Origin of the sequence: Parashewanella hymeniacidonis (genome assembly GCF_016900895.1) — a bacterium.
Taxonomy (GTDB): domain Bacteria; phylum Pseudomonadota; class Gammaproteobacteria; order Enterobacterales; family Shewanellaceae; genus Parashewanella; species Parashewanella hymeniacidonis.
Map to the genome: position 1 here is coordinate 37,269 of NZ_JAFEUN010000005.1, position 23,564 is coordinate 60,832.

At 39.3% G+C, this 23,564-nt stretch carries 19 protein-coding genes and 1 pseudogene; 10 read left to right on the top strand and 10 right to left on the bottom strand.

What is annotated here, in order from left to right; genetic code table 11:
* Positions 1–37: 37 nt before the first annotated feature.
* Complete coding sequence (locus JQC92_RS01995) at positions 38–946, bottom strand: permease (protein WP_204998072.1); 909 nt, start codon at positions 944–946, stop codon at positions 38–40.
* A gap of 107 nt (positions 947–1,053) precedes the next feature.
* On the opposite strand from JQC92_RS01995, the gene JQC92_RS02000 reads away from it, so the two are divergent.
* Together JQC92_RS02000 and JQC92_RS02005 are read left to right on the top strand one after the other, a co-directional pair.
* A complete protein-coding gene (locus JQC92_RS02000) occupies positions 1,054–1,356 on the top strand; it encodes an ArsR/SmtB family transcription factor (protein ID WP_204998073.1) in 303 nt (100 codons plus the stop codon).
* A complete protein-coding gene (locus JQC92_RS02005; protein WP_204998074.1) occupies positions 1,346–2,128 on the top strand; it encodes a PhzF family phenazine biosynthesis protein in 783 nt (260 codons plus the stop codon). Before JQC92_RS02000 ends, JQC92_RS02005 begins: the two co-directional genes overlap by 11 nt.
* Here JQC92_RS02005 and JQC92_RS02010 read toward each other — a convergent pair.
* From JQC92_RS02010 to JQC92_RS02025, 3 genes are all read right to left on the bottom strand, one after another.
* Positions 2,121–2,750: a methyltransferase domain-containing protein gene (locus JQC92_RS02010; RefSeq protein WP_204998075.1), complete on the bottom strand. Its 630-nt coding sequence runs from the start codon at positions 2,748–2,750 to the stop codon at positions 2,121–2,123. The two genes, JQC92_RS02005 and JQC92_RS02010, sit on opposite strands and share 8 nt — an antisense overlap.
* Before the next feature lie 103 nt (positions 2,751–2,853).
* Positions 2,854–4,314, bottom strand: coding sequence for a beta-Ala-His dipeptidase (locus tag JQC92_RS02015; RefSeq protein WP_204998076.1), 1,461 nt, complete (start codon positions 4,312–4,314; stop codon positions 2,854–2,856).
* A gap of 3,077 nt (positions 4,315–7,391) precedes the next feature.
* Positions 7,392–7,574 (bottom strand): hypothetical protein, encoded by a 183-nt coding sequence (locus JQC92_RS02025; protein WP_204998077.1) that lies wholly within the window; start codon positions 7,572–7,574, stop codon positions 7,392–7,394.
* A 254-nt stretch (positions 7,575–7,828) separates the two neighbouring features.
* On the opposite strand from JQC92_RS02025, the gene JQC92_RS02030 reads away from it, so the two are divergent.
* The 4 genes from JQC92_RS02030 to JQC92_RS02045 all read left to right on the top strand — a co-directional run bounded on the left by JQC92_RS02030 (position 7,829) and on the right by JQC92_RS02045 (position 16,112).
* The gene (locus JQC92_RS02030; RefSeq protein WP_204998078.1) at positions 7,829–9,118 is read left to right on the top strand and encodes an NCS2 family permease; all 1,290 of its coding nucleotides are present in this window, start codon (positions 7,829–7,831) and stop codon (positions 9,116–9,118) included.
* Between the two features lie 243 nt (positions 9,119–9,361).
* Positions 9,362–11,293, top strand: a complete 1,932-nt coding sequence (dnaK, locus tag JQC92_RS02035; protein WP_204998079.1) for a molecular chaperone DnaK — start codon at positions 9,362–9,364, stop codon at positions 11,291–11,293.
* A 102-nt stretch (positions 11,294–11,395) separates the two neighbouring features.
* A complete protein-coding gene (gene dnaJ, locus JQC92_RS02040; RefSeq protein ID WP_129945405.1) occupies positions 11,396–12,544 on the top strand; it encodes a molecular chaperone DnaJ in 1,149 nt (382 codons plus the stop codon).
* 748 nt (positions 12,545–13,292) lie between these two features.
* Positions 13,293–16,112: a hypothetical protein gene (locus JQC92_RS02045; protein ID WP_204998080.1), complete on the top strand. Its 2,820-nt coding sequence runs from the start codon at positions 13,293–13,295 to the stop codon at positions 16,110–16,112.
* A gap of 81 nt (positions 16,113–16,193) precedes the next feature.
* Here the strand turns inward: JQC92_RS02045 and crp are convergent, their stop codons facing one another.
* Entirely contained in the window at positions 16,194–16,829 is a 636-nt protein-coding gene (gene crp / locus JQC92_RS02050) for a cAMP-activated global transcriptional regulator CRP (protein ID WP_129945403.1), read from the bottom strand.
* Positions 16,830–17,213: 384 nt separating this feature from the next.
* Between crp and JQC92_RS02055 the strand changes: the two genes are divergently transcribed.
* Both JQC92_RS02055 and JQC92_RS02060 read left to right on the top strand, forming a co-directional pair.
* On the top strand, positions 17,214–17,975 hold the full coding sequence (locus tag JQC92_RS02055; RefSeq protein ID WP_204998081.1) for an SEL1-like repeat protein: 762 nt from the start codon (positions 17,214–17,216) through the stop codon (positions 17,973–17,975).
* 42 nt (positions 17,976–18,017) lie between these two features.
* Positions 18,018–18,383: a hypothetical protein gene (locus tag JQC92_RS02060; protein ID WP_204998082.1), complete on the top strand. Its 366-nt coding sequence runs from the start codon at positions 18,018–18,020 to the stop codon at positions 18,381–18,383.
* A gap of 32 nt (positions 18,384–18,415) precedes the next feature.
* On the opposite strand, the gene JQC92_RS02065 is transcribed toward JQC92_RS02060, so the two are convergent.
* From JQC92_RS02065 to JQC92_RS02075, 3 genes are read right to left on the bottom strand one after another with little or no spacing between them, the layout of a single operon-like run.
* Positions 18,416–19,306: a phosphoribulokinase gene (locus tag JQC92_RS02065; RefSeq protein WP_204998083.1), complete on the bottom strand. Its 891-nt coding sequence runs from the start codon at positions 19,304–19,306 to the stop codon at positions 18,416–18,418.
* A gap of 5 nt (positions 19,307–19,311) precedes the next feature.
* Positions 19,312–19,548 (bottom strand): YheU family protein, encoded by a 237-nt coding sequence (locus tag JQC92_RS02070; RefSeq protein ID WP_129945399.1) that lies wholly within the window; start codon positions 19,546–19,548, stop codon positions 19,312–19,314.
* Positions 19,549–19,556: 8 nt separating this feature from the next.
* Entirely contained in the window at positions 19,557–20,528 is a 972-nt protein-coding gene (locus tag JQC92_RS02075; protein ID WP_204998084.1) for a hydrolase, read from the bottom strand.
* Positions 20,529–20,601: 73 nt separating this feature from the next.
* Here JQC92_RS02075 and JQC92_RS02080 point away from each other — a divergent pair, with 73 nt between their 5' ends.
* Entirely contained in the window at positions 20,602–21,117 is a 516-nt protein-coding gene (locus JQC92_RS02080; RefSeq protein ID WP_204998085.1) for a TAT leader-containing periplasmic protein, read from the top strand.
* Positions 21,111–22,685, top strand: a complete 1,575-nt coding sequence (locus JQC92_RS02085) for a GMC family oxidoreductase (protein ID WP_204998105.1) — start codon at positions 21,111–21,113, stop codon at positions 22,683–22,685. Before JQC92_RS02080 ends, JQC92_RS02085 begins: the two co-directional genes overlap by 7 nt.
* Here the strand turns inward: JQC92_RS02085 and JQC92_RS02090 are convergent.
* Both JQC92_RS02090 and JQC92_RS02095 read right to left on the bottom strand, forming a co-directional pair.
* Positions 22,674–23,111, bottom strand: a complete 438-nt coding sequence (locus tag JQC92_RS02090) for a TIGR02444 family protein (RefSeq protein WP_204998086.1) — start codon at positions 23,109–23,111, stop codon at positions 22,674–22,676. The two genes, JQC92_RS02085 and JQC92_RS02090, sit on opposite strands and share 12 nt — an antisense overlap.
* Before the next feature lie 172 nt (positions 23,112–23,283).
* Positions 23,284–23,523, bottom strand: a pseudogene (locus JQC92_RS02095) (transposase); the annotation flags it as partial.
* Between the last annotated feature and the right edge of the window lie 41 nt (positions 23,524–23,564).

The following is a 23,564-nucleotide window of genomic DNA, read 5'->3' on the forward strand; positions in this document are numbered from 1 at the left end:
AGCTCATGGTTTTCCATGAGCTACGATTATGACTACTTCAACTAAAGAGCCATTGATAGCCGTATCCTGCGAATATCGCCATTGATAATACGACAGCTACGAAGGCAATGATCATCTTATTCTTGAAAATCGACTTCAATAAGATTACCTCTGTTAAGCTGGCTCCAGCACTACCTATAATGAGTGACATCACCGCACCCATGCTCATTCCTTTCGCAACGAGTGCAGCACTCAATGGAATGACGGCTTCAGCTCTGATATACAGTGGTATTCCGATAACTGCTGAAACAGGTATTGCCCAAGGGTTATCGTCATTGGCTACCGAAGAAATAAATTCAGTCGGGATAAACCCGTAAACTAACGCACCAATACCTATACCAATCAATAAATAAGGAAGAATTTTTTTAAAATCTTTCCAAGTACTCTTCCATACTCTAACCCAAATATTACTCTGTGGTTTCACTGAGCAGCCAGAGCCACAACCTTTTACTTCTGGTTCTAGGTAAGCGTTAGGCTTTACGTATTCTTCAAAGCCCAAGTATTCAAGAATGAGCCCGGCTGCAATTGATACCCCCATAGCAATAACAAAGTAGAAGATGGCAACTTTGAAACTGAAAGTGACAATAAATAAGCCAATAATAATTGGGTTTAAAAGTGGGCTCGAAAACAAAAATACCAACATAGTGCCAAACCCTGCTTTTGCTCTTAGTAACCCCTTTAAAAAGGGGATCGTCGAACATGAGCAAAATGGTGTGATAGCCCCAAGCAGAGCTGCAATTAAATATCCTCGGCCATTTTTACTGCTCAAAATACTTTGGATTTTAGCTGGTGGTATTTTCTCTTGTAGCAAGCCAACAATATAACTGATGACAAGAAACAAGATTGTGAGCTCAGCTCCTAAAAAAAGGAACATATTAATCGTTTTTTCTATTGCTGAAATATCCATGATTTAATCTCTATGTTTCTGGAATAGTCGAAATATAGATTTGATTGTTGTCATGATCAAGTTATTTCTAGTAATATCGAATTAAAGATTTTTAAGGTTTGATTATAATGAACGTAGATATTGCTGCTAAGGCTTTGAAAGAGCTAGGGCATTCAACACGACTAACAATTTTTAAGTCGGTAGTGAAAGCGGGATATGCAGGGGTTGCCGTTGGTGAGATACAGGAAGTGTTAGCGATCCCGGGGTCGACATTATCTCATCATATTTCAGCACTGGCTTCGGCAGGGTTAATTTCGCAGCGACGAGAAGGGCGTACACTCTTTTGTGTTGCAGACTACGAAAAGTGGCAATCTGTCATCAATTTCATCCAAGATGAATGTTGTATCGATGAGCAAAGCAATGAAGATTAATATTTATCAGGTGGATGCGTTCACTTCTGCTGTTTTTAGGGGAAACCCTGCTGCAGTTTGTCCCTTGGATAGCTGGTTGTCGGATGAACTTTTACAAAATATAGCGACTGAAAATAATTTATCGGAGACAGCATTCTTTGTTAAAGAGGCCGAAGGTTATTGTTTAAGGTGGTTTACGCCCAATGGCGAAGTCGATTTGTGTGGTCACGCAACTCTAGCAACAGCGCATGTATTGTTTCAGCATTTGAATAACACCAGTTCAGAAATTGAATTTTATACTCGTAGTGGAATCTTATTGGTTAAACAGTGTGACGCTGGTTACCAAATGACATTTCCTGCGACGCAAATGGAAACAGTTGTTGCACCAGATGCACTTCTGCAAGGTCTAGGAGTAGAACCACTGGAAGTGTTACTAGGCTTTGATTATTGTGTTGTTTTGGAAAATGAAGCACAGGTTCATGCCTTACAACCTGATTATAGTTTGCTGTCTAAACTAGAATATCGAGGTGTTGTAGTGACGGCTATCGGCGACGATTGTGACTTTGTAAGCCGCTGCTTTTTTCCCAAACTTAATGTTAATGAAGATCCCGTAACAGGTTCTGCACATTGTGAGTTAGCACCTTATTGGGCTCAAAAGTTGTCTAAGATTAAATTAACAGCAAAACAGCTATCCAAACGAGTTGGAAAGCTTGAGTGCCGAGTTGAAGGCAATAACGTTATCTTAATCGGCAACGCAGCAGACTATATGAAAGGTGTAGTATCGATTAGATAGCTCGTGCATAAATGAACAGATCTGTCGTTGTTAGCTCATCCTCGGCAGGAAATTGCTTTCGATAGTGTTCAATTATTTTGAAGTTATTTAACATCAGCTGTGCCTTTATGTGTTCATACTGATGGTAATGAATATAAACTTGATCTCCACTGGCCGATGTTTGCATCCCCGATTTGTTATCGTCATCCTCCATTGTACTTAGGTAAAGTAGTCCGCCTAATTCGAGTTTATCTCTTATATTTTTAATCAGTTTTTCAATATCTGTTTTGGATAAATACGGTGTACAAAAACCGCAAACTATCGCATCAAATGTTTCGTCAACTTTATCAACACTTCGTCCATCAAGTTTCATCGTTCTAACGGATGGATTATTCAGTTTCGTGAGTTCGAGCATATTTGGAGCAAGATCAGTGGCCAGTATTCTCAAATCTGGTTTATTGGACAATAAATAGTGAGTAATATTTCCGGGACCACAGCCGAGTTCCAAAATTGATGCATTATCGTTGATAAGACTGAGGAATCTATCGTAGGTATCAAAATAAAAATCGAAGTTCATATACTTATCTTGGTAGCGCTTCGCTAAGCGGTTGAATGTATCGACCGTAACTTCGTATTTATTCACTTAAAGTCCTTTTCATAAACGATATTAAGAATCTACAGGTAAATAAGTGAAAAAAAAAGCCCCAACAAATATTGGAGCTTACTATACAAGAAAGTTGGTAAATTTAGTTCTTAGCTGGAATGCGTTCAAGAACCGCCAATAATAGCTCCCAGTATTGGCCAACTGTTTCAATCAATACTTTTTCATCTGGGCCGTGCGGATAACGAATGGTTGGGCCAATTGATACCATGTCCATTTCAGGATAAGGCTTTTTGAATAAACCGCACTCAAGACCAGCATGAATCACCATGATATCAGGCTCTCTTTTATAGATATCATGATAGGTTTCGTTGACGAGCGCCATAACGGCAGAGCTATTATCTGGTTTCCAGCCTGGGTATGCACCACTAAACTCTACTTCGGCGCCACCAAGTTGTGCTAATGCTGTTAGCATGCCTTCAACTTCGCTGCGGCCTGAATCAATCAGCGAGCGAATGAGACAAAGAACATTTACGCATTCATCTTCTGTGGTGATAACCCCGACATTTAATGAGGTTTCAACAACGCCTGCTACGTCATCACTCATACGAATTACACCATTAGGTGCCGCATTAAGTAATGCAATAAAGTCATTTTGAGTGTCCTCTGCCATGACTCTTTCAGGAGTAGTAACTTCCGTTAATGTAAACGATGTGCTTGGATCTGCTATGGCTAGTTCAGCTCGCACGATACCGTCAAATTGATCAACACGTTGATTCAATAGTTCAATTTTTTCGGCTGGAACGGTAAAAACGATATCAGCTTCACGTGGGATAGCATTTCTTAGCGAGCCACCGGTAAATGAGGCAAGCTCTAATGCAAGTTCATCGGCATGACCAAAAAGGAAGCGAGCTAAAAGCTTATTCGCATTACCACGACCCATGTGAATGTTTACGCCTGAGTGGCCGCCTTTCAAGCCTTTAGCTTCAAGCTTAAAGGCTTTCTGAGTTGACTCAACACCTTCCCAAGCCATTGGAACTTTAATTTCAGCATCAACACCGCCAGCGCAACCCATGTAGATTTCGCCTTCTTGCTCGGAGTCAGTATTAATGAGAATGTCAGCCTCAAGTACACCTGCCTGAAGTCCAAAAGCGCCAGTCATTCCCGCTTCTTCGTCAATGGTCAACAGTATTTCTAATGGACCATGCTTGATGTCTGTTGAACCCAAAATCGCAAGTGCACTCGACATACCAATACCGTTGTCGGCACCTAATGTTGTTCCGTCAGCTTTGACCCAATCACCATCAACGTAAGCTTGGATAGGATCTTTGGTAAAATCGTGTTCTTTATCGTTGTTCTTTTGAGGCACCATATCTAAGTGTGCTTGAATACATACTGTTTTACGATCCTCCATTCCAGCTGTTGCCGGCTTTTTGATGATCAAATTACCAACATGATCTTCTACAAACTCAAAACCTCTTTCGGATACCCAATCTTGAATATATTGACTAAGCATTTGTTCATGCTTTGAAGGGTGTGGGATTGAGCAAATAGTTTCAAACCATTGCCAAAGAGGTTGTGGATAAAGTTGATTCAATGCGGTCACGAGGGCTCCTTATAACCTAAAAAAAGCAGTTGGACGCTTCAAAACGTAATAACTGCATAATGTTTAATAGAAAAAGCAGACGATTCAATTTATCTATAGGGTGAATGCTTGGCACTCGTAAACTGGTTAAAACCACCGCTAACTGCGTTATAAACAACAGTAAGTAGATCAACTACTCACTGTCATTCAAGCCTTGTTAACGGCAATTTCATCTGCGTTTAAGATCGCCACCAACTGCTTTTTCTAGGTTAAACGCAATATCTATTTTGTGTGCAGTATATCATGTTACCAAAACCGAATAAGTTTTGAATATAAAGCAAAGAAGTATTCAAACAAACAGAAAAAGCGTTAAGTAATTTTAAAACATGAACTAAATGCTTTAAATATAGTTAGTTACTTTAAAGTGCGTGAGTAAGGCGCAAACCTAGATCACCTTTTTGTGTAGTAAAATTACAAAATTAGCGGTGTTTTTAGTTTATTTAGAAGGAATAGTTGTAATAAAACTACATTAATGTATAATGCACTCATCGATTCGGAAATGACACTGAATCGGATGTTGTTCTTCCAGGAAGGAAACGTGACTCCAAGGACCCGAGTAACAAGTTGTTTGTCTCCACGGATATGAGAATCTCTAGTTCCAAGGAACCGAGCCAAGCTTTACTAGAGTAATTTAATTTTTATAACAACTTAGAACTTTTTAGGAGTACTTAATATGTATACAGGTAACGAAAAACTATATTGGCAGAATACTTGGTTTAACGCTGAAGCGATGAAAGGTGGTTTGTTCAGCATAAAGCTGTAAGCGCTTTTTTATCTCTTAACTTTGGTCGATATAAGACGGCATAGTTAATATTAAGTAAATAATATAATTTTTTAAGGAATGTAATATGTATACTGGCAACGAAAATCTTTATTGGCAAAACACTTGGTTTAATGCAGATGCAATTAAAGGTGGTTTGTTCATCATGAAGCTGTAAGTTTTATTACTTAATTAGCTGACCAGTTATAGGGCTAACTGACCCTACTGTAAATAACTAACTTATTTCGATGATCAGTTACCATTCACCCTTTGTTTTTACCCGTTTGGGTCTATCAAATTCAAGTAGTGTGATTGGTGATGACATGCGTCATTACTGAACATATCAAGTTACTCTTTTGTGTTGAGAGAGTAACTTCCTCAAAGAGGCCGCTTGCAAGATGTCTTTGCCCGCTATTTAGCGGGTATTTTTTTGCAGAAATACTACCGTTTTCTTTCTAAATCTATTTTTAGTAACCTCAATGTTCGTCGGTTTTCTGCGGCCATTCCCCGCCTGAAAAGCGATGAGGTTCTAATGCTTCATCAATCATCGCTGGCTATTTTCGTATCATGTTGGCAATTGAGGCATTTTCATCAATGTAGCCATTAAATAAAATTTCTGATGAAAGCGCTTTTGCGAATTCACAGATTATTTTAAATTCAGGCACCTCAGTATTTAATTTCATTGTTTCTCGAAACACTGATTTATCTATATGCTTGAAATACTCGGAAGCGATGCCGGAGCACTCAGGTTGGGTGGGATTATTCATTTCTAATGATAATTCACCGTTGATTTTTATAAGAAAATCCCACAGTATCTTTTGGAGTTGAGTTAATGAAATCTTTTCTGGTTACTTTACATATTTTCCTACCCTCATCTGATTGTTCATTAACAAGCTGGGCGTGAAATTTTGAGAAACCATAATTAAAACTATGCTTTTTAATTAATACTAAAAACTGATTAGTGCCATCGGTTAAAACCACTTGTGTTGACTCGGAGGATCATTACTTCCTTCAGTGCGTTGTTCTGTTAAGTTTTTTCTAGACTTTTTACTGTTTTTACTTCGAAAGTATAGTGCTCACCATCAAGTGAGTATTTACACACCGAGCATCCACTTTGAGGGTTAGTGCTTTCCATAGTTCACTGCTCTACTAAGACTTTTATCTGATTATATCTTGCTGGTATTACTTAAAGATTAATATGAAATAAAACACTGTTCAGGTATGTAATCAATAAGCATTTTAAAAGTGAGATGAGAACTTGAGCTTAACACTTGGTTTTATGAAAGTAATTTTATCTTTACTTAATGTATTTTAAAACAATGTGTTAGTGGTTTTTGTTGGTAATTTTGAGAGCTAGGTCACTCAAAATTAATTGCTTAAACAGTTGTAAAGTTACATAAAAATGCCTTTTTGATCTTTTTTTATAAAAATAGTTGTAATAAAACTACATTTGTATATAATGCACTCATCGATTCGGAAATGATGTTTGAATCGATTGTTCTTCCAGGATGGAAATGTGACTCCAAGGATCCGAGTAACAAGTTGTTTGCCTCAATGGATATGAGAATCTCTAGTTCCAAGGACCCGAGCCCAAACGCTTTACTAGAGCTATTTTGATTTTATAACAACTTTGAACTTTTGTAGGAGTACGCATTATGTATACAGGAAATGAAACCCTTTATTGGCAAACCACTTGGTTTAGTGCTGAAGCGATTAGCGGCGGGTTGTATACACTTTCAGTTTAAAGTACTGAACCCAGTTTAATAGGGCTGACTGGACCCTTAATTCAGCTACCATCATTCATCACCCTTTGGTACCCATTTATTTTGGGTTGTTTAAACAGATTCAAGTAGCATAGCTGGCGACTGTTTTGTGCTGATTATGCCAAGAGTTTTCTGCTACTTTAAGTAGAAAAAGCTTCCTCGAAGAGGCCGCTTGCAAGATGTCTTACCCGCTCATTGAGCGGGTTTTTTTTGGGTTTTTTATGGCGATCTTGAACTTTCAATCCCTTTGAATATTATTCGAGGATATGTCTCTAAAGGTGGCTGATTTAAATTGAGGAAAGCCAGCGTCCTCAGTTGAAGATCGTAGTTTTAGCTCTTCTTCGTTTTGAAAGCTTAAGCTTTGTAGAGCCACGCATCGAGTCATTCAACGCTGAATAAGCGCGAAAGCCGCACATTCGAGTATTTCAATCACTTTACCTACTTGTTAAATAAGTGTCTCCAACTCTTGTGATAATTTATCTGAAAAACAAAACTATGAGTTTGATCACATTGTTCTATGCGGTTGTGATGGATGTCAGTATAATTCGCTCGTTTTCATTGTGGTTAAGTAGTTGACCATAAGTTTTCTTAGATTTTCTTACGCCCAATTTTAGCGCTCTACTGCGTTGTAACTCCTCGCCATAGCTACGGCTATGACTTGTCGCTACGCCTTGTATTGCTCTTAATTTGAACGCCATAATTATCAAAAAACTTATCGACAACTACTTAATATGAAAACATCCTCTGGATCTCAATAAAAATAACATAAAGTAGTTGATGATAAATTTGTTCAGAATTTTTATGTTCAAATTAAGTGCAGTACAAGACGTAACGTTGGGCGCATAGTATTAATTATGCAACCAAAGTGGCAACGCAGTAATGTGCTGAAAATGGAAATAAAAAATGTTAGAAAACTTATGATCAGCTACTTGCTTACCAAGGACACGCTTAAATGTTCGAAAAGCTTTTCAAGCTGAAACAGCATCACACCACAATAAAACGTGAAGTGCTTGCTGGGGTCACGACTTTCTTAACTATGGCATACATCATTTTCTTGAACCCAAATATCTTAGCGGATGCGGGAATGGATCATGGTGCGGTATTCGTTGCTACCTGTGTGGCAGCTGCGATTGGCTGTATGATAATGGGGTTTTACGCTAATTATCCAATTGCATTAGCGCCAGGTATGGGGTTAAACGCATTTTTTACCTACACCGTCGTAGGTGAAATGGGGTATACATGGCAAACAGCATTAGCAGCAGTATTTCTGTCAGGGATCTGTTTCTTATTTTTATCGCTGTTTAAAGTGCGCGAATGGATTATAAATTCAATTCCAATGGGATTGCGATTCGGTATTACAGCAGGTATCGGGATATTTTTAGCTTTAATCGGCTTGAAAAGTGCCGGAATTGTTGTTGCTAGCCCTGCAACATTGGTTACATTAGGTGATATCACAGCATTTCCTGCCATTATGGCTGGGCTTGGCTTTATATTGATTATTGCCATGGTGCAGCGCGGTATGCACTCGGCAGTATTCCTGAGCATCTTAATTATTACTTTAATCGGGTTGGCGTTTGGTGAAGTGAAATATCAAGGCATTGTTTCCATGCCACCAAGTGTAATGCCAACATTCATGCAAATGGATTTATCACATGTGTTTGAAGTGAGTATGATTTCTGTGGTCTTTGCATTTTTGTTCGTAGACTTGTTTGATACTTCAGGTACTTTAGTGGCAGTTTCACAACGTGCAGGACTGCTTGATGATCAAGGTAAGTTGCCACGTTTGAATCGTGCGCTAGTTGCTGACAGCGTTGCAACCATTGCAGGTTCAGCACTCGGAACATCGACCACGACGAGTTACATTGAAAGTACTGCGGGTGTGAGTGCTGGTGGACGAACAGGATTAACTGCCGTAGTTGCAGGCGTCATGTTCTTATTGGCATTATTTTTTGCTCCATTAGCAGGTATGGTTCCAGCGTTTGCGACAGCAGGAGCACTCTTTTATGTTGCTATGCTCATGATGGCAGGCTTAACACACGTAGAATGGGAAGACCTTACAGAAGCGGCACCCGTTGTCGTAGTTTGTATTCTTATGCCACTGAGCTTCTCGATTGCAACGGGCATTGCAATGGGCTTTGTGTCTTACGTATTGATTAAGCTGGTTTGTGGTCGTGCGAAAGAGTTGAATGTCGGCGTCGCAGTCATTGCCGCTTTATTTATGCTCAAGTTTATATTTATGTAAGATGACTTTTCTTGCGGTCGTTGGTGATAATATCAGCGATCGCAACATTTCTTAAATTTTTTTTACTCTCTCCCTTGTTTTCAATAAAGCCATCCCAATATATGTGGTTATACAAATTTTGATGAATTCATCTGTTATCCCATTAAACAAACTTTCATGATGGGAAAACTTGAAAAGGGCGAATTGAATCCCCACATCGAGTTTATAAACAGATTATTGCGTATTATTTTTTTGGAGGACCTCATGGGTAAAATTATTGGTATCGATTTGGGCACAACCAACTCTTGTGTTGCGGTATTAGACGGTGACAAAACTCGAGTGATTGAGAATGCTGAGGGCGATCGTACCACTCCATCAATCATCGCATACACAGACGACGAAACTTTAGTAGGTCAACCTGCTAAGCGTCAAGCGGTAACAAACCCAGCAAATACTATTTTTGCGATTAAACGTTTAATCGGCCGTCGTTTTAAAGATGATGAAGTTCAACGTGACGTAGACATTATGCCTTTCAAAATTGTAGGCGCTGATAACGGCGATGCATGGGTTGAAGCAAAAGGCGAAAAAATGGCGCCACCACAAGTTTCTGCTGAAATTCTTAAGAAAATGAAGAAAACAGCAGAAGACTTTTTAGGTGAAGAAGTTACTGCTGCCGTTATTACTGTGCCAGCGTACTTTAACGACTCACAACGTCAAGCAACAAAAGATGCTGGTCGTATCGCGGGTCTTGAAGTTAAGCGTATTATTAACGAGCCAACAGCAGCAGCGCTAGCGTACGGCATCGATAAGAAAGAAGGCGATAACATTGTCGCTGTATACGACTTAGGTGGTGGTACATTCGATATCTCTATTATCGAAATTGACAATCACGATGGTGACCAAACGTTTGAAGTACTAGCAACGAATGGTGACACTCACTTAGGTGGTGAAGACTTTGATACTCGCTTAATCAACTATCTAGCTGATGAGTTTAAGAAAGAGCAAGGTTTAGACCTACGTAAAGATCCTTTAGCGATGCAGCGTCTAAAAGAAGCGGCTGAAAAAGCGAAGATCGAATTATCAAGCACGACTCAAACAGAAGTGAACCTACCTTACATCACTGCTGATGCAACAGGTCCTAAGCACTTAGTCGTAAAAGTGACGCGTGCGAAACTAGAATCTTTAGTTGAAGATTTAATTAAGCGTTCTCTTGAACCATTAAAAGTAGCACTTGCTGATGCAGACCTATCGGTTTCAGACATCAATGAAGTGATTCTTGTTGGTGGTCAAACGCGTATGCCTAAAGTTCAAGAAGAAGTTGCAAACTTCTTCGGTAAAGAGCCTCGTAAAGACGTTAACCCTGATGAAGCGGTTGCTTCTGGTGCGGCTATCCAAGGTGGCGTTCTTGCAGGTGACGTTAAAGACGTACTTCTACTAGACGTTACGCCTCTGTCTCTAGGTATTGAGACTATGGGTAGCGTAATGACTAAGCTTATTGAGAAGAACACTACGATTCCAACTAAGGCATCACAAACGTTCTCAACAGCTGAAGACAACCAAAGTGCAGTAACGATTCATGTACTTCAAGGTGAGCGTAAGCAAGCGAGCGGCAACAAATCTCTAGGCCAATTTAATCTAGAAGGCATTGAAGCAGCACCACGTGGTATGCCACAAGTTGAAGTTGCATTCGACATCGATGCAGATGGTATCTTGCATGTATCTGCGACTGATAAGAAAACAGGTAAAGCACAAAACATCACTATTAAAGCATCTTCAGGTCTAAGTGACGATGAAGTTGAGCAAATGGTTCGTGATGCAGAAGCGCACGCTGATGAAGATGCGAAGTTTGAAGAACTGGTTCAAGCTCGTAACCAAGCTGATGGCATGGTTCACGCAACTAAGAAGCAAATCGAAGAAGCTGGTGAAGCACTTCCTGTAGATGAGAAAGAAAAAATCGAAGCTGCAATGGCTGACGTTGATGCAGCGACGAAAGGCAACGACAAAGAAGCTATCGATACTGCGACTCAAAAGCTAATGGAAGCTTCAGCAAAGTTGATGGAGATCGCTCAAGCCAAAGCACAAGCTGGCCAAGCACAAGGTGCTGATGCAGGCGGTGAAGAGCAAGCGAAAGATGCAGCGGCTGAAGATGTTGTAGATGCTGAATTCGAAGAAGTTAAAGACGAAGACAAAAAGTAATTTGTTGAACGCTATAACTCAATAACACATCTTAAATGGGCGTTCTGGGAAACCAGTAACGCCCTTTTGTCTAATTGAAGATTAATCTAAAAAGCAAAGATTATGTCAAAAAGAGATTATTACGAAGTACTGAGCGTTGGCCGTGATGCGAGCGAACGGGAAATTAAAAAGGCTTATAAACGCCTAGCAATGAAGTATCACCCAGATCGTAATCCCGGTGATAAAGAAGCTGAAAAGAACTTCAAAGAATGTAAAGAAGCATATGAAATTCTGACCGATAGCAGCAAGAAAGCGGCTTATGATCAGTTTGGTCATGCTGGAGTTGACCCAAACCAAGGTGCTGGTGGCTTTGGTGGCGGTGGTAATGCTGATTTCGGCGATATCTTCGGTGATGTATTTGGTGATATCTTCGGTGGTCGTCGTGGTGGCGGTGGTCAGCGTCAAGCCGCTCGTGGTTCAGACTTACGTTACAACCTTGAACTGTCACTTGAAGAAGCGGTTAAAGGTTTAACCAAAGAAATCCGAGTGCCAACTTTAGTCGGTTGTGACACCTGTGATGGCAGTGGTGCAAAGAAAGGTACATCAGCTTCAACCTGTGGAACTTGTAACGGTGCTGGTCAAGTTCAAATGCGCCAAGGTTTCTTTGCAGTCCAGCAGCCATGCCCAACGTGTCATGGTCGCGGTAAGGTAGTAAAAGATCCTTGTAATAAGTGTCACGGTGAAGGCCGTATTGAAAAAACTAAGACGCTTTCAGTCAAAATACCAGCCGGTGTTGATACGGGTGATCGTATTCGCTTATCAGGTGAAGGTGAAGCAGGTGAGTTTGGTGCTCCTCCAGGCGACTTATATGTTCAAGTTAGCGTTCGTGAGCATGGTATTTTCGTTCGTGACGGCAATAACTTGTATTGCGAAGTACCTATCTCATTCAGCAAAGCGGCACTCGGTGGCGAGATTGAAGTTCCAACCTTAGACGGTAAAGTGAACTTGAAGATCCCTTCAGAAACGCAAACTGGGCGTATGTTCCGTTTACGTGGTAAAGGCGTGAAATCGGTTCGTAGCCATGCCATCGGTGACTTGCTATGTAAAGTTGTGATGGAAACACCGGTTAATCTGAGTGAACGTCAGAAAGAATTACTGCGTGAATTTGAAGAAACCCTTGGTGGTGATTCAAAAACCATGAAGAAGCACAGCCCGAAAGCGGAAGGTTTCTTTGATGGTGTGAAGAAGTTTTTTCAGGATTTGAATAGCTAGATTTATTGTTTAGGGCGAACAATTTTTGTTTGCCCTAAATTAATATTTCTTTATCTTTAATATATTCAGTATTATATTTTTATTGGTTTATATATTTATTCTGAAAATCCTTTTTTGTTCTTACCTTTAAACAAAGCCATATATTTCCAACACCCGTCCCTGTTGCCTTCTTATTTTTATATACAGAGCTCAAGTTTTCTATGTCTAATTTCGAGCTTGTTTAGGTATTGAATTAACTCGATTTAACTTGAGTCATCGTTTTAAGAAAGATATTCTTTTAATAGTAGCGTATTGATACACATATCAATACGTCAATACGCTACGACTTCCCCTTCTTATTATTTTATTTACAAACTCGAGGTAAAGTCTTATGGCTGAAGCTCAATTAAGTACTACATTCTCTAAGCCGTTTAATCTTTCTCAAGTTAATTGGGATGGAAGGGAGTTTAAAACAACGATTGAGTTTGAAAATACTAATAAGGGTAGCTGGGAAGTCATGTGTGAGGTATCTGAATCAGTGCCTTTACATGCATCATTCTTCGAAATGAAAGAGGATGATTCCAATGAATTACCAGCCAACTATCGACAATGGCTTATGGCAAGTCGTTGTCATTATAACACTGAGTCTGAAATACGTGAAACATGGGAATTCTTGATTAATTTTGTAAAGGATGACTCACTCCATCAAACTAAAACAGCATTTTACGAGCTGAGAGGGCTAAAACCTCAAGACTTAGACATTGTAACAATGATCGTAACATTGCAATCAGCCTTAAAAGATGGTTTTTTCATGTCACTGGAGCCTGCTGATAGTAAAAATAATAATATAAAGTGTGGTGCTGGTGGACATCGATATGTTTTGACATTGAACGGAAAAGTAGGCTCTAGAGTCGCTATTTGTTATTTAAATTTATCAAATGATTATAGAGAAAATATTGCTACTTACTTAAAGATGAACCAACAAGAACAATTAGCATTGATGGCTAAAGTCTCTACCGATGCTGAAATGACACAACTCGAATTACAAGAAGATTTTGACGAGGACTTGCAAGAGTCTGACTCAGTTCATAATTCTCTAGATAGCTATGAAAACGGACATCGGAGAGGATTACCTAGAAACTCTAGTTTCAAGAAAAGTACAACTTCTTTGGTTGAAAACTATTTAGGAAATGAGCTAGAAGCGACAAGATTTGATATTTCACTTTCAACTCGTAAGCTAAACAATTCTCAGGCAGAGTTAAATGGTAGAGCTGAACGAAGCTTAGACAGAAATTGTTTTTCAACAAGTAATTTAGCTGAAGATGGCTTTGAATATGTTAGCTTAACAGAGCTAACAGCATTCGACCAAAGTAAAGCTGAAAGCCGCTATTCACTTGCTAAAAGATCAAATGATAATTTACCTCAAGATTGGTCGATTCGAGAAATCAATCGTTCTCAAACTACATTGTTTCATAGAAGTAATGATGGTAGTCAGATACTGATAGAAGGCGGTGCATTTGCTGCTGAAATACATCGGGAGAGTGAAGGTGTTATTGCTACGGTTGAAGGAGAAAAAATCGCTGTATCTGCAAGTGTAATAGTTAAAGCCCCTAGTAATGAATTACTTCAAATGAATTTTGAACTCCGATTTGAGAGGGTGAAGATGCGTTGTAAGCAACGTGTTGAGTCTTATCGAGAATTAATGCCAAATGATGATAATGTAACGGTCAATGTTCCCTTTTCACAATGCCGTGAAATGAGAATCTATAGCAAGCGCAATAACTATGAATTATCACAAGAACAGTATTCTGAAGTTAATCGAGAAAGGTACGAATTAGCCACACAATTTTACCAATACATTGGTCGTGGCGATAATTATGATCGATGCATACAGAAAAGTTTGGATTGCTTTTTACGTACCATATTTTTTGTTGAGCAACCGGTTATGAAACTTGCTTTAGTTAAGTTGCTTGAAAATCTTCAAGACTGGTATCAATTAGAAGTTCAATGCGACGAGATGTATTGCCGATCTGTTGATGATTATATTGTGGAATCTTGGATTAAGATAAATGGGGTTACGCTTAAATTAGCGATTCCAATTACCCCTAAAGAGAATCTTAAAGTTCAAGCTGTTCTGGAAAATGTTCTAGAGTGGGCCGATGTCATTGGAGAGCACGGCTTTGATAAGCTTGCACCTGAAGAAATCGATTTTGACAAAGCAACACAAAAAGAAATAGATGCATATCATGCAAAGTGGGGAAGGTTATTCTTAGAGTATTCTAACATTCTAAGTAGTCTGGCTATGGTATTAGCAAAAGATGAAAACGAGTCTGGAAAGGAAATGCTTGCAGAGCATTGTCGAATACGCTTTTTGTGGGCCTTTTTGAGTAATACGTTCTCTAAAACTTCAATTAAATTTGACTTTAAAGCTGTTAAAGAGGGATCGAAATTAACTTGTGTGGTTAAGTTTGCTGAAAAAGAAGAAACTGTGGTTTTATCTGATTGTGATGAAAGTATGTGTGATCTTTATTGTTCTATACTTGAAGATAGTCACGGGATAAAAGTCGAGGGCTTCGATTTAACTAAATACCAAACTCAGAACCCGAAAATAGACAAAGTGAAGACTGAAGAGTCATTCCAACAAATTGGCTCGTTAGATGAAGTAAAGGCCATTGCAGGTGTAGATGCAATAGCCTTGATGAAAGAAAGGGTTGCTCTTGACGCTAAAAAAATGAGAGCTATTGAGCAAGCTAAGATTAAAGAAAGAATCGCAATAATGCATAGTGCACAAAACCCGATGCCTGACTTTAATCCAAATGAAGAGCAGTTAAAACAAATGCAGAGTTGCATAGTTGGTTTCCTTGAAATGCTGGAAAGCAAGGCAACATTTATTCAATCTCGGAAGATTGTTTCACGCGTCGGTCTAAATGTTCTTCATAGAGCTAAAATTGCAAAAGAAGTAGGCGTAGAGCAGTTACTCATTGATTTCACTAGTACCGTTTTTTGTCTATATGGAAACTCTACAATTAGACAAAAACTAAACGCAGCAGTGACATTACTTTGTATAAAGGATGAAATAAATGCATTAAATGATCTTCATTCATTATCAAAAGGAGTTAAGGAAAGATTACACCGAAAGGTAGTCAATGAAGGTTCACCTTATACTGAAGAACAGCTTTTAGATTATTTAAACGATAATAAATCACGGCTTATGATTAAGGATGAGTCGAATTTTGATGATGCTAATGAATCAGTAGAAGATGCGATAAATGATGAAGTAAGATCTATAAGACAGAGGAAAAAAGTCAATGGTGAATACTGTCAAATTAAAGCTGTAGTTAATTGGGAACAACCTAAAAATTATGTACAAGCTTCAAACAAAAGAGACGCCACTTCAATCACATTTATTTTAAAAATGGGTGATCAAGTACAAACTGTTACATGCATGGTACCAGAATATACTCGAGGAGATATGACTCAACTTATGATTAGAGGTATATTTGATGTCTCACCATTATGTAAAGAACAAAGACAAAAAGAGCTATTTCCAAAAAATAGATTCCCTAATGGTATTGCAGGACTAGCGTAAAGCACTCTGACGATAAACTTAAAGAATTTATTATTAGAAGAGAAGTGAGCTTATGGCTCACTTCAAATGGAATACTACAGCTTATCGAGTACCGTAAACCACAATCGTTTTACCATGAGCTTGAATTAAATTCTGCTCTTCAAGCATCTTCAAAATTCGACCAACCGTTTCACGCGAACAACCAACGATTTGACCGATCTCTTGACGGGTGATCTTAATTTGCATACCGTCTGGATGCGTCATTGCATCTGGTTGTTTTGCAAGGTGCAATAAGGTTTGAGCAATTCTTCCTGCAACATCCAAGAACGCTAAATCACCGACTTTTTGGCTCGTTGTTTGTAAACGATAAGCCATTTGCTGAGACAGCTTCATTAGAATTTCAGGGTTTACTTGAATTAATTGCTTGAACTTTTTATAAGAAATTTCTGCAATTTCACAAGCTTGTTTAGCACGAACCCAAGCCGTTCTCTCAGCTTCTTCTTCAAAAAGGCCTAATTCACCGATAAAATCGCCTTGGTTAAGATAAGACAAGATCATTTCTTTGCCTTCTTCATCTTTAATCAATACAGCAACGCTGCCTTTAACGATGTAATACAATGTATCTGAAGTTTCACCTGCATGAATCAACGTACTTTTTGCTGGGTACTTGTGAATATGACAGTGTGATAAGAACCATTCTAGGGTTGGGTCTGGTTTTGGTTTACCAATTAGAGCCATGCGTAAATCCTCTATCGGTTGAAAGTTTAAAGTTTAAAGTTTGAAATTAAGTTACACGCAATCTACGTCATTCTTTTATAAGAAACTTTGATTTAGATCGTTTTTAATGGGTCTATTTTACTTGTGAATGCTAAATAAATTAATAGGTTTAATGAGATTTGTTGATGTATTTAATGTGTTGTTAGCTATGCGTAAATAAAAAACACTATGATTCACATTAGAAACAGTGCATATAATCTCAACAGCTTTTTATCTAATAGTTACAGTTTTAGTTGCTGTCAGAACGGCATATTAACCATTTATTCTGCAATATTGCAATGAAACTCGACATCTTAGTCAGGATATGGCTAACTAAAGGTTAAGGATTAATTGTTTAAAAGACACATGAAGTTTTCAGTATTAAAAATATTACTTTGTTCATCCATTATATTTTCGGGAAGCGCATCTGCTTATTTTCCTACGCCTCAGCCTAAAGAAGAAATATTGGCGAGTAGAATCGCTACGATTCAAGTCGGTGCGGAACAAGGAAACCAAGAGGCACAGTATTTATATGGTCTTTTATTGCTCTCAGGTCGAATCGTAGATAAAGATCCCGTGAATGGTTTTCTATGGCTGACAAGAGCGGCTACCGAAGGTCAAAAAAAAGCACAAAAAGCGGTAGCTGATCTCGCATTTGAAGGACAAATTGTCCCGAGAGATCTCGCATTAGCTGAAAAATGGTATCTTAAACTTGATAATTCTTGGGCACATTTTCGTTTAGGTTTTATTTATGCCGCAGGCGGTGACGGTATCAAATCAAACTGTGGTAAAGCCGTTAATGAATTTCTGAAAGCAGGTGATGTTGCATCAAAAAATAATGCAGTATGGATCTTATCGACCTGTCCTGAATCAAAATATCGCAATGCTAAGAAAGCCATTATGATAGCCGATCAGTTGAAACATCATGCACCAAATGATTTTGCTATTTTTGATAATTTAGCGGCAGCTTATGCCGAATACGGTAAGTTTGATAAAGCCATTCATTATCAGCAAAAAGCCATCACATTGTCTCGGCAACAAAGCAGCAAAGATACCCCTTCAATGATTAAGCGCTTGAAACTGTATGAAGAAGGTAAGCCATTTCGGGAAGTTATTTCTTTGCCATAAGGTCTATACTGATTAAGGGAAGCAAATTAACAGGTATCAAATATGAAGTTAGCCATAGCAGCATTGTTGTTGAGTGTTTCAAGTTTAGTCGTTGCCGCACCTCACAACGGTGAAGTTAAAGGAAGTGGTAACAAAATGCAGATGTGGGAGCAATCCAGTAATGGCTGGGTTGGGGTTGAAACCTTTTGGAATAATTTCGCTAAAGAAAATGGCGGGTTGACTTGGGGCGACACAAAGGTATGGCCTGAGTACGATAAACTTAAAGAGCGTGATTTAATGCTCATCGAAGTTAAACAAGGCAAGTGCTTGATGGAGTTTTTTCATGGCCGCTGGCGTAGAGCACAAGATGTTCAGCGTTGGGATGATAGAGTGAATGAGTATGGTGGTTGCCCATACGTATTTGATTAATACGCTACCATAAAGCCTCTCATGCAGAGGCTTTATTTATTCTTACCCGCCTCAATTGCTTTCGAGCGTTTATCCATCAGTTTACCTATCAATGGGGTTAAAATAATTTCCATTGCCAGTGACATTTTTCCTCCCGGAACGACCAAGGTATCAATTCGCGACATGAATGATCCCTGCAACATCTGTAAATAATACGGATAATCAACATCGGCCATGCCACGAAAACGAATCACAACAAAACTTTCATCAAGAGTCGGGATTCCTTTAGCACTAAAAGGGTTTGATGTGTCGACGGTGGGCACACGTTGAAAGTTAATATTTGTCCGAGAAAATTGCGGAGTAATGTGGTTTACGTAGTCGTCCATACTACGAACAATCGATCCCATCACTTTTTCACGGCTATGGCCTCTGTCTGAGGTGTCACGAACGATTTTTTGTATCCACTCTAGGTTAACAATAGGCACCATTCCAATGAGTAAATCAACATGTTTGGCTACGTCATGTTCTTCAGTAACCACGCCACCATGTAACCCCTCATAGTAAAGCATATCAGTATCGTCCGGCAGTGGACGCCACTGAGTAAAGGTTCCTGGCATTTGATTAAAGGGTACGGCTTCGTCAAAGGTGTGTAAGTATTCTCGAGTTTCGCCTAAACCTGCTGACGCGTAATCAGAAAAGCATTTTTCAAGTCGTTCAAAATCATTCGCTTCTTGGCCAAAGTAGCTGATATTCCTACCTTCTTCTTGAGCCTTGCGTATCATAACTTCCATTTCTGCACGAGTGTAACGGTGAAAACTATCACCCTCAACGGAAACAGCATTAATGCCAAGCTGACGAAAAATATGGCTAAATGCTTCTGTGCTTGTGGTCGTTCCTGCACCAGAAGAACCGGTAACGGCAATAATCGGATGTTTCTCTGACATTTTATTTACCTTATTATTTGGTCAACATGGCGGACACCAATGGATTCATCATTCTCACTATATTCAACGATAAGAGTGCCTTTTTTTAGCATATCATGACATTGCAACAGTGCTTTTTTAAGATGATCACCATCCATTGTAGTAAAGCTTCCATCTTCAACTTGAGAAAAAAGGTAATCTTTTATCAAATTATCGAGGGTTTCTTTCGGTAAACTTGTCAATGACTCATAGGGAATAATCATTTAACTTCCTATTCGCTTTCAGTAAAGAAATCGATAATTCTTGGCTCAAGATAATATGTCGGCTTCCAAGGTAATCCACCATTGATAAAGCCTACATGACCGCCTTGTTGATGCAACTCATAAGTTACGGATGACGATAACTGACTTGCATCAGGGATTACGGCCTCAGTCATAAAGGGATCGTCTTTAGCGTGAATGACTAGAGTGGGTGTATTAATCGATATTAAGTAAGGTAATCCGCTTGCTTGTTGATAATAATCGTGAACATCTTTAAAACCATGCAAAGGCGCAGTGACTTTATCATCAAATACATAAAAAGTATTGAGTTTTTCAACTTGATCCATTGCGACAGGCATGTGTTTGTTCAGTTTTGGGTGTTCAATTTTTACACGTAACTTGGCCTGTAATTGTTTGATTAAGTAGCTTTGATAAACTTTGGAAAAGCCGTTTTCTAATCGCTTCGCACAAGCACTTAACTGCAAGGGTGCTGACACGACAACGGCTCGTTCAATCAAGCTTTGACTTTGAGCTTCTCCTAAATACTTAGTGAGGACATTACCGCCAAGACTGTATCCTACAGCCAAGATAGGTGAACGTGGAAAGTGATGCTTCAATAAATCTAAAGTGACGCTAATATCTTGGGTATCGCCACTATGGTAACTTCTCGCTAGTCTATTTGATTCCCCAGAGCAACTGCGATGATGATGAACACAAACGCTTAAGCCTTGCTTGCCGCATTCTGCCAACATTCTACGAGCATAATGAGACTCAGAACTGCCCTCTAGCCCATGCAAAATAAGCACAATAGGCGCTTCAGGTTGGGGTTTTTGTGTCCAGTCTAAATCGATAAAATCCCCATCATCAAGCTCTATCCGTTGCCGCTGTAAATTAACTAAAGGCACTTTAGTCATGACAGGAAGGATGGTTTGAATATGAGTGTTTTTCAGCCACCATGGTGGGCAGAACTTATTGTTTTTCATTCGGTTATTGTCAAAAGTTCAAGAAATTGCTATCAAATGTTAGAAAAGAATAATAACACAAGGAATTCTGGCGATGGAGCGGCGTACATTTTTACTCGGAAGTTTTGCTGCCACGGCTGCGTTAGCCGTTGGAGCTGATTGGTATATCAATGCCTTTGATTCAACGTCTGAAGGCACAAAGCAAAAACATGCTTTACTTTTTACAGCTCTGCTGCCAGTTTTACTTGATGGTGCGTTGCCTGCAGATGAGGTTGAGCGTCAGCAACAGATTGAGCGTACGATTGAAAACATTCATATCACAATGAGTCTATTACCAGAACATGCACAGCAAAAACTTATGCAGCTATTAGAACTGCTTGAGACTCAGTTTGGTACACTGCTTTTAACCAGTAGCTTTACTTCCTTCCTCGAATTGAGTCCTAACGGGCTACAGCAATTACTGACGTATTGGCGAGAGCATTATCTTTCAATGATGAATGAAGCCTATCTGGGCTTACGTGAGCTGGTGATGAGTAGCTATTACGCCTCACCTGAACATTGGGGATTACTTAATTATCAAAAACCTGCTTTATCGGGAGTCAAATCATGATGGTTGATCCGATTGAAACTGGGCTTGAAAATGGCTGGAAACACATTGATGCCAGCCAGCTAAACAATGATCAATACCTTGAAACTGATGTTGTTATTGTAGGAACTGGGGCTGGTGGAGGTATCGCCGCTGAGCAATTAACTAAAGCGGGGCATAAAGTCATTATGCTCGAAGCTGGCAGCTTAAGGTCATCCTCTGAATTTGATATGGAAGAGCGCACAGCTTACCCAAACCTCTATCAACAAGCCGCCGCCATGAAGACCAATGATTCGACCATTGGTATCTTTCAAGGCCGAACCGTGGGTGGCTCAACGACCATTAACTGGACTACATCAATTAGAACACCTGAGCTTACGCTCAAGTACTGGGGTGAAAACTATGGTATTAAAGAGATTAGCCCATCAGAGCTAAAACCTTGGTTCGAAGAGGCAGAGCAAAGGCTTAACATAAAACAATGGCCTGTGCCGCCAAATCCGAATAATCAATCCCTATTAGATGGCTGTAATCAGCTCCAGTGGCAACACACTGTCATTAAGCGAAATGTGAAAGGTTGTTGGAACCTTGGTTATTGTGGGATGGGATGTCCAACCAATGCAAAGCAATCCATGTTAGTGACCACTGTTCCTAGTGCGCTAAATCGTGGTGCTACTTTGATAACTAATGCAAAAGCGATAAATTTACAACACAGTAAAAGAACCGTATTAGGTTTAGATGCTGTTGCGCTCAATCAAATGAAACAACCAACAGGTCACAAAATTCATATCGTTGCCAAACGTTATATCTTGGCTACGGGTGCGATTCACACTCCCGTCTTATTAATGCGATCTAATACACCCGATCCCTATCACTTACTCGGAAAAAGAACGTTTCTTCACCCTGTTTTGTTATCGGGAGCATTATTTGATAAAGCTATTAATGGTCACAGCGGGGCGCCACAATCGATTTATAGCGATGAGTTTTTATGGCGTGATGGCGTAGAAGGCGAACTGGGCTATAAGCTTGAAGTGCCGCCGATTCATCCACTCTTGGTTGCGAGTAAAACACTAGGGTTTGGAAAAAGTCATGCTGAATTGATGCGAGATTTGAATCAATTGCAAGTGACCATCGCACTGATCCGGGATGGGTTTAACTCAGAAAGTCAAGGTGGAGAGGTGAAGCTCACCCGCAATAGCTTCGAAATTGATTATCCGCTGACCGATACGTTTTGGCGAGCCGCAAGGGCGTCGTTTGTGTCTATGGCGGAATTACAATTTGCTGCTGGTGCTCAAAAAGTATTACCAATCAATGATGGTATGAGTTACTTAAATTCGTGGTCACAAGCAAAGTCTTCCATCGAAACCATGTCTCTAGCCAAATTAAAAACCGTCATTGCTTCAGCGCATGTGATGGGTGGTTGTCCAATGGGTGAAAAATTAGAAACATCTATGGTCAATTCATACGGGCAGCATCATTATTTGGATAATTTATCGGTGATGGATGGCTCCGTTTTCCCAACGAGTGTTGGTGCTAATCCGCAGCTTTCGATTTATGGAATGGCAATGAGGAATTGTAGTAGCTTAAGCCTTTAGTTCTATGATTGCCTCTAGGTTATTATCGTATAGGTTTAAGTAACCACTAAGGTTTGATCCCTCGTCGACAGGAGTTAAATTAATAAGCAGTTTACTGAGTGTTTGTTGAGACTTTCGTTCCATCATAAGCTCAACATTCAGCATTTGTTGATATTCGCTTTGTTCAATCATCGTTTTTGCATTACGTCTTAACTCACGGTAAGGCTTTAGAATGTTAAGCTCCCAGTCATGAATAATATCGAGCATAACTTTCCATTGAGTTGGCTGATACCTAAAAGTTGTCCGCTGATCGAGGTATAAAGCTAATAGGAGTAAGTTGACATTAACATCGTATTTGTCTTGAAGTTCCAAGCAAACGTCTTTATTCGCTGGATAGAGTGCTTCACATTCAGTCCATATGGTTTCTAAATTTAGTTTATCACTCATTAGTTGGCTCAATGTTTTCGTCTAGTTGTTTAAATAGTAACTGCGCTAATAATTAACATTTATATTTATATTGAGAGGATATAAGTCGTTAGTCAATACTAAAAAGTGGAGATAAAGTAAAAGCCCTGCATTACTGCAAGGCTTTAGTGCTTCTTTAATTTACCAGGTACGGCTAGCGCATTTTAATTCCTGATTCTAGCAGCACTGAACGGAAATCATCATCTAGTGCTACCATCTTCCTTTTACGAGCTAAACTCGCTTTTTTCTTTTCATCTTGTTTAAGTAAATTAATGGCAATTTTTCTCAGCACATTGAACTTTAAAGCGCCATTTCCTTTTCTAATTCTGGATTCATCTTCCCTAAAAGTCATATCTAAAATCCAGTGCATACTTTCAACCTGCCAGTGGCTTTGGAACTCTTATAAATTAATTGCAACCTTATTAAGTCATGCCT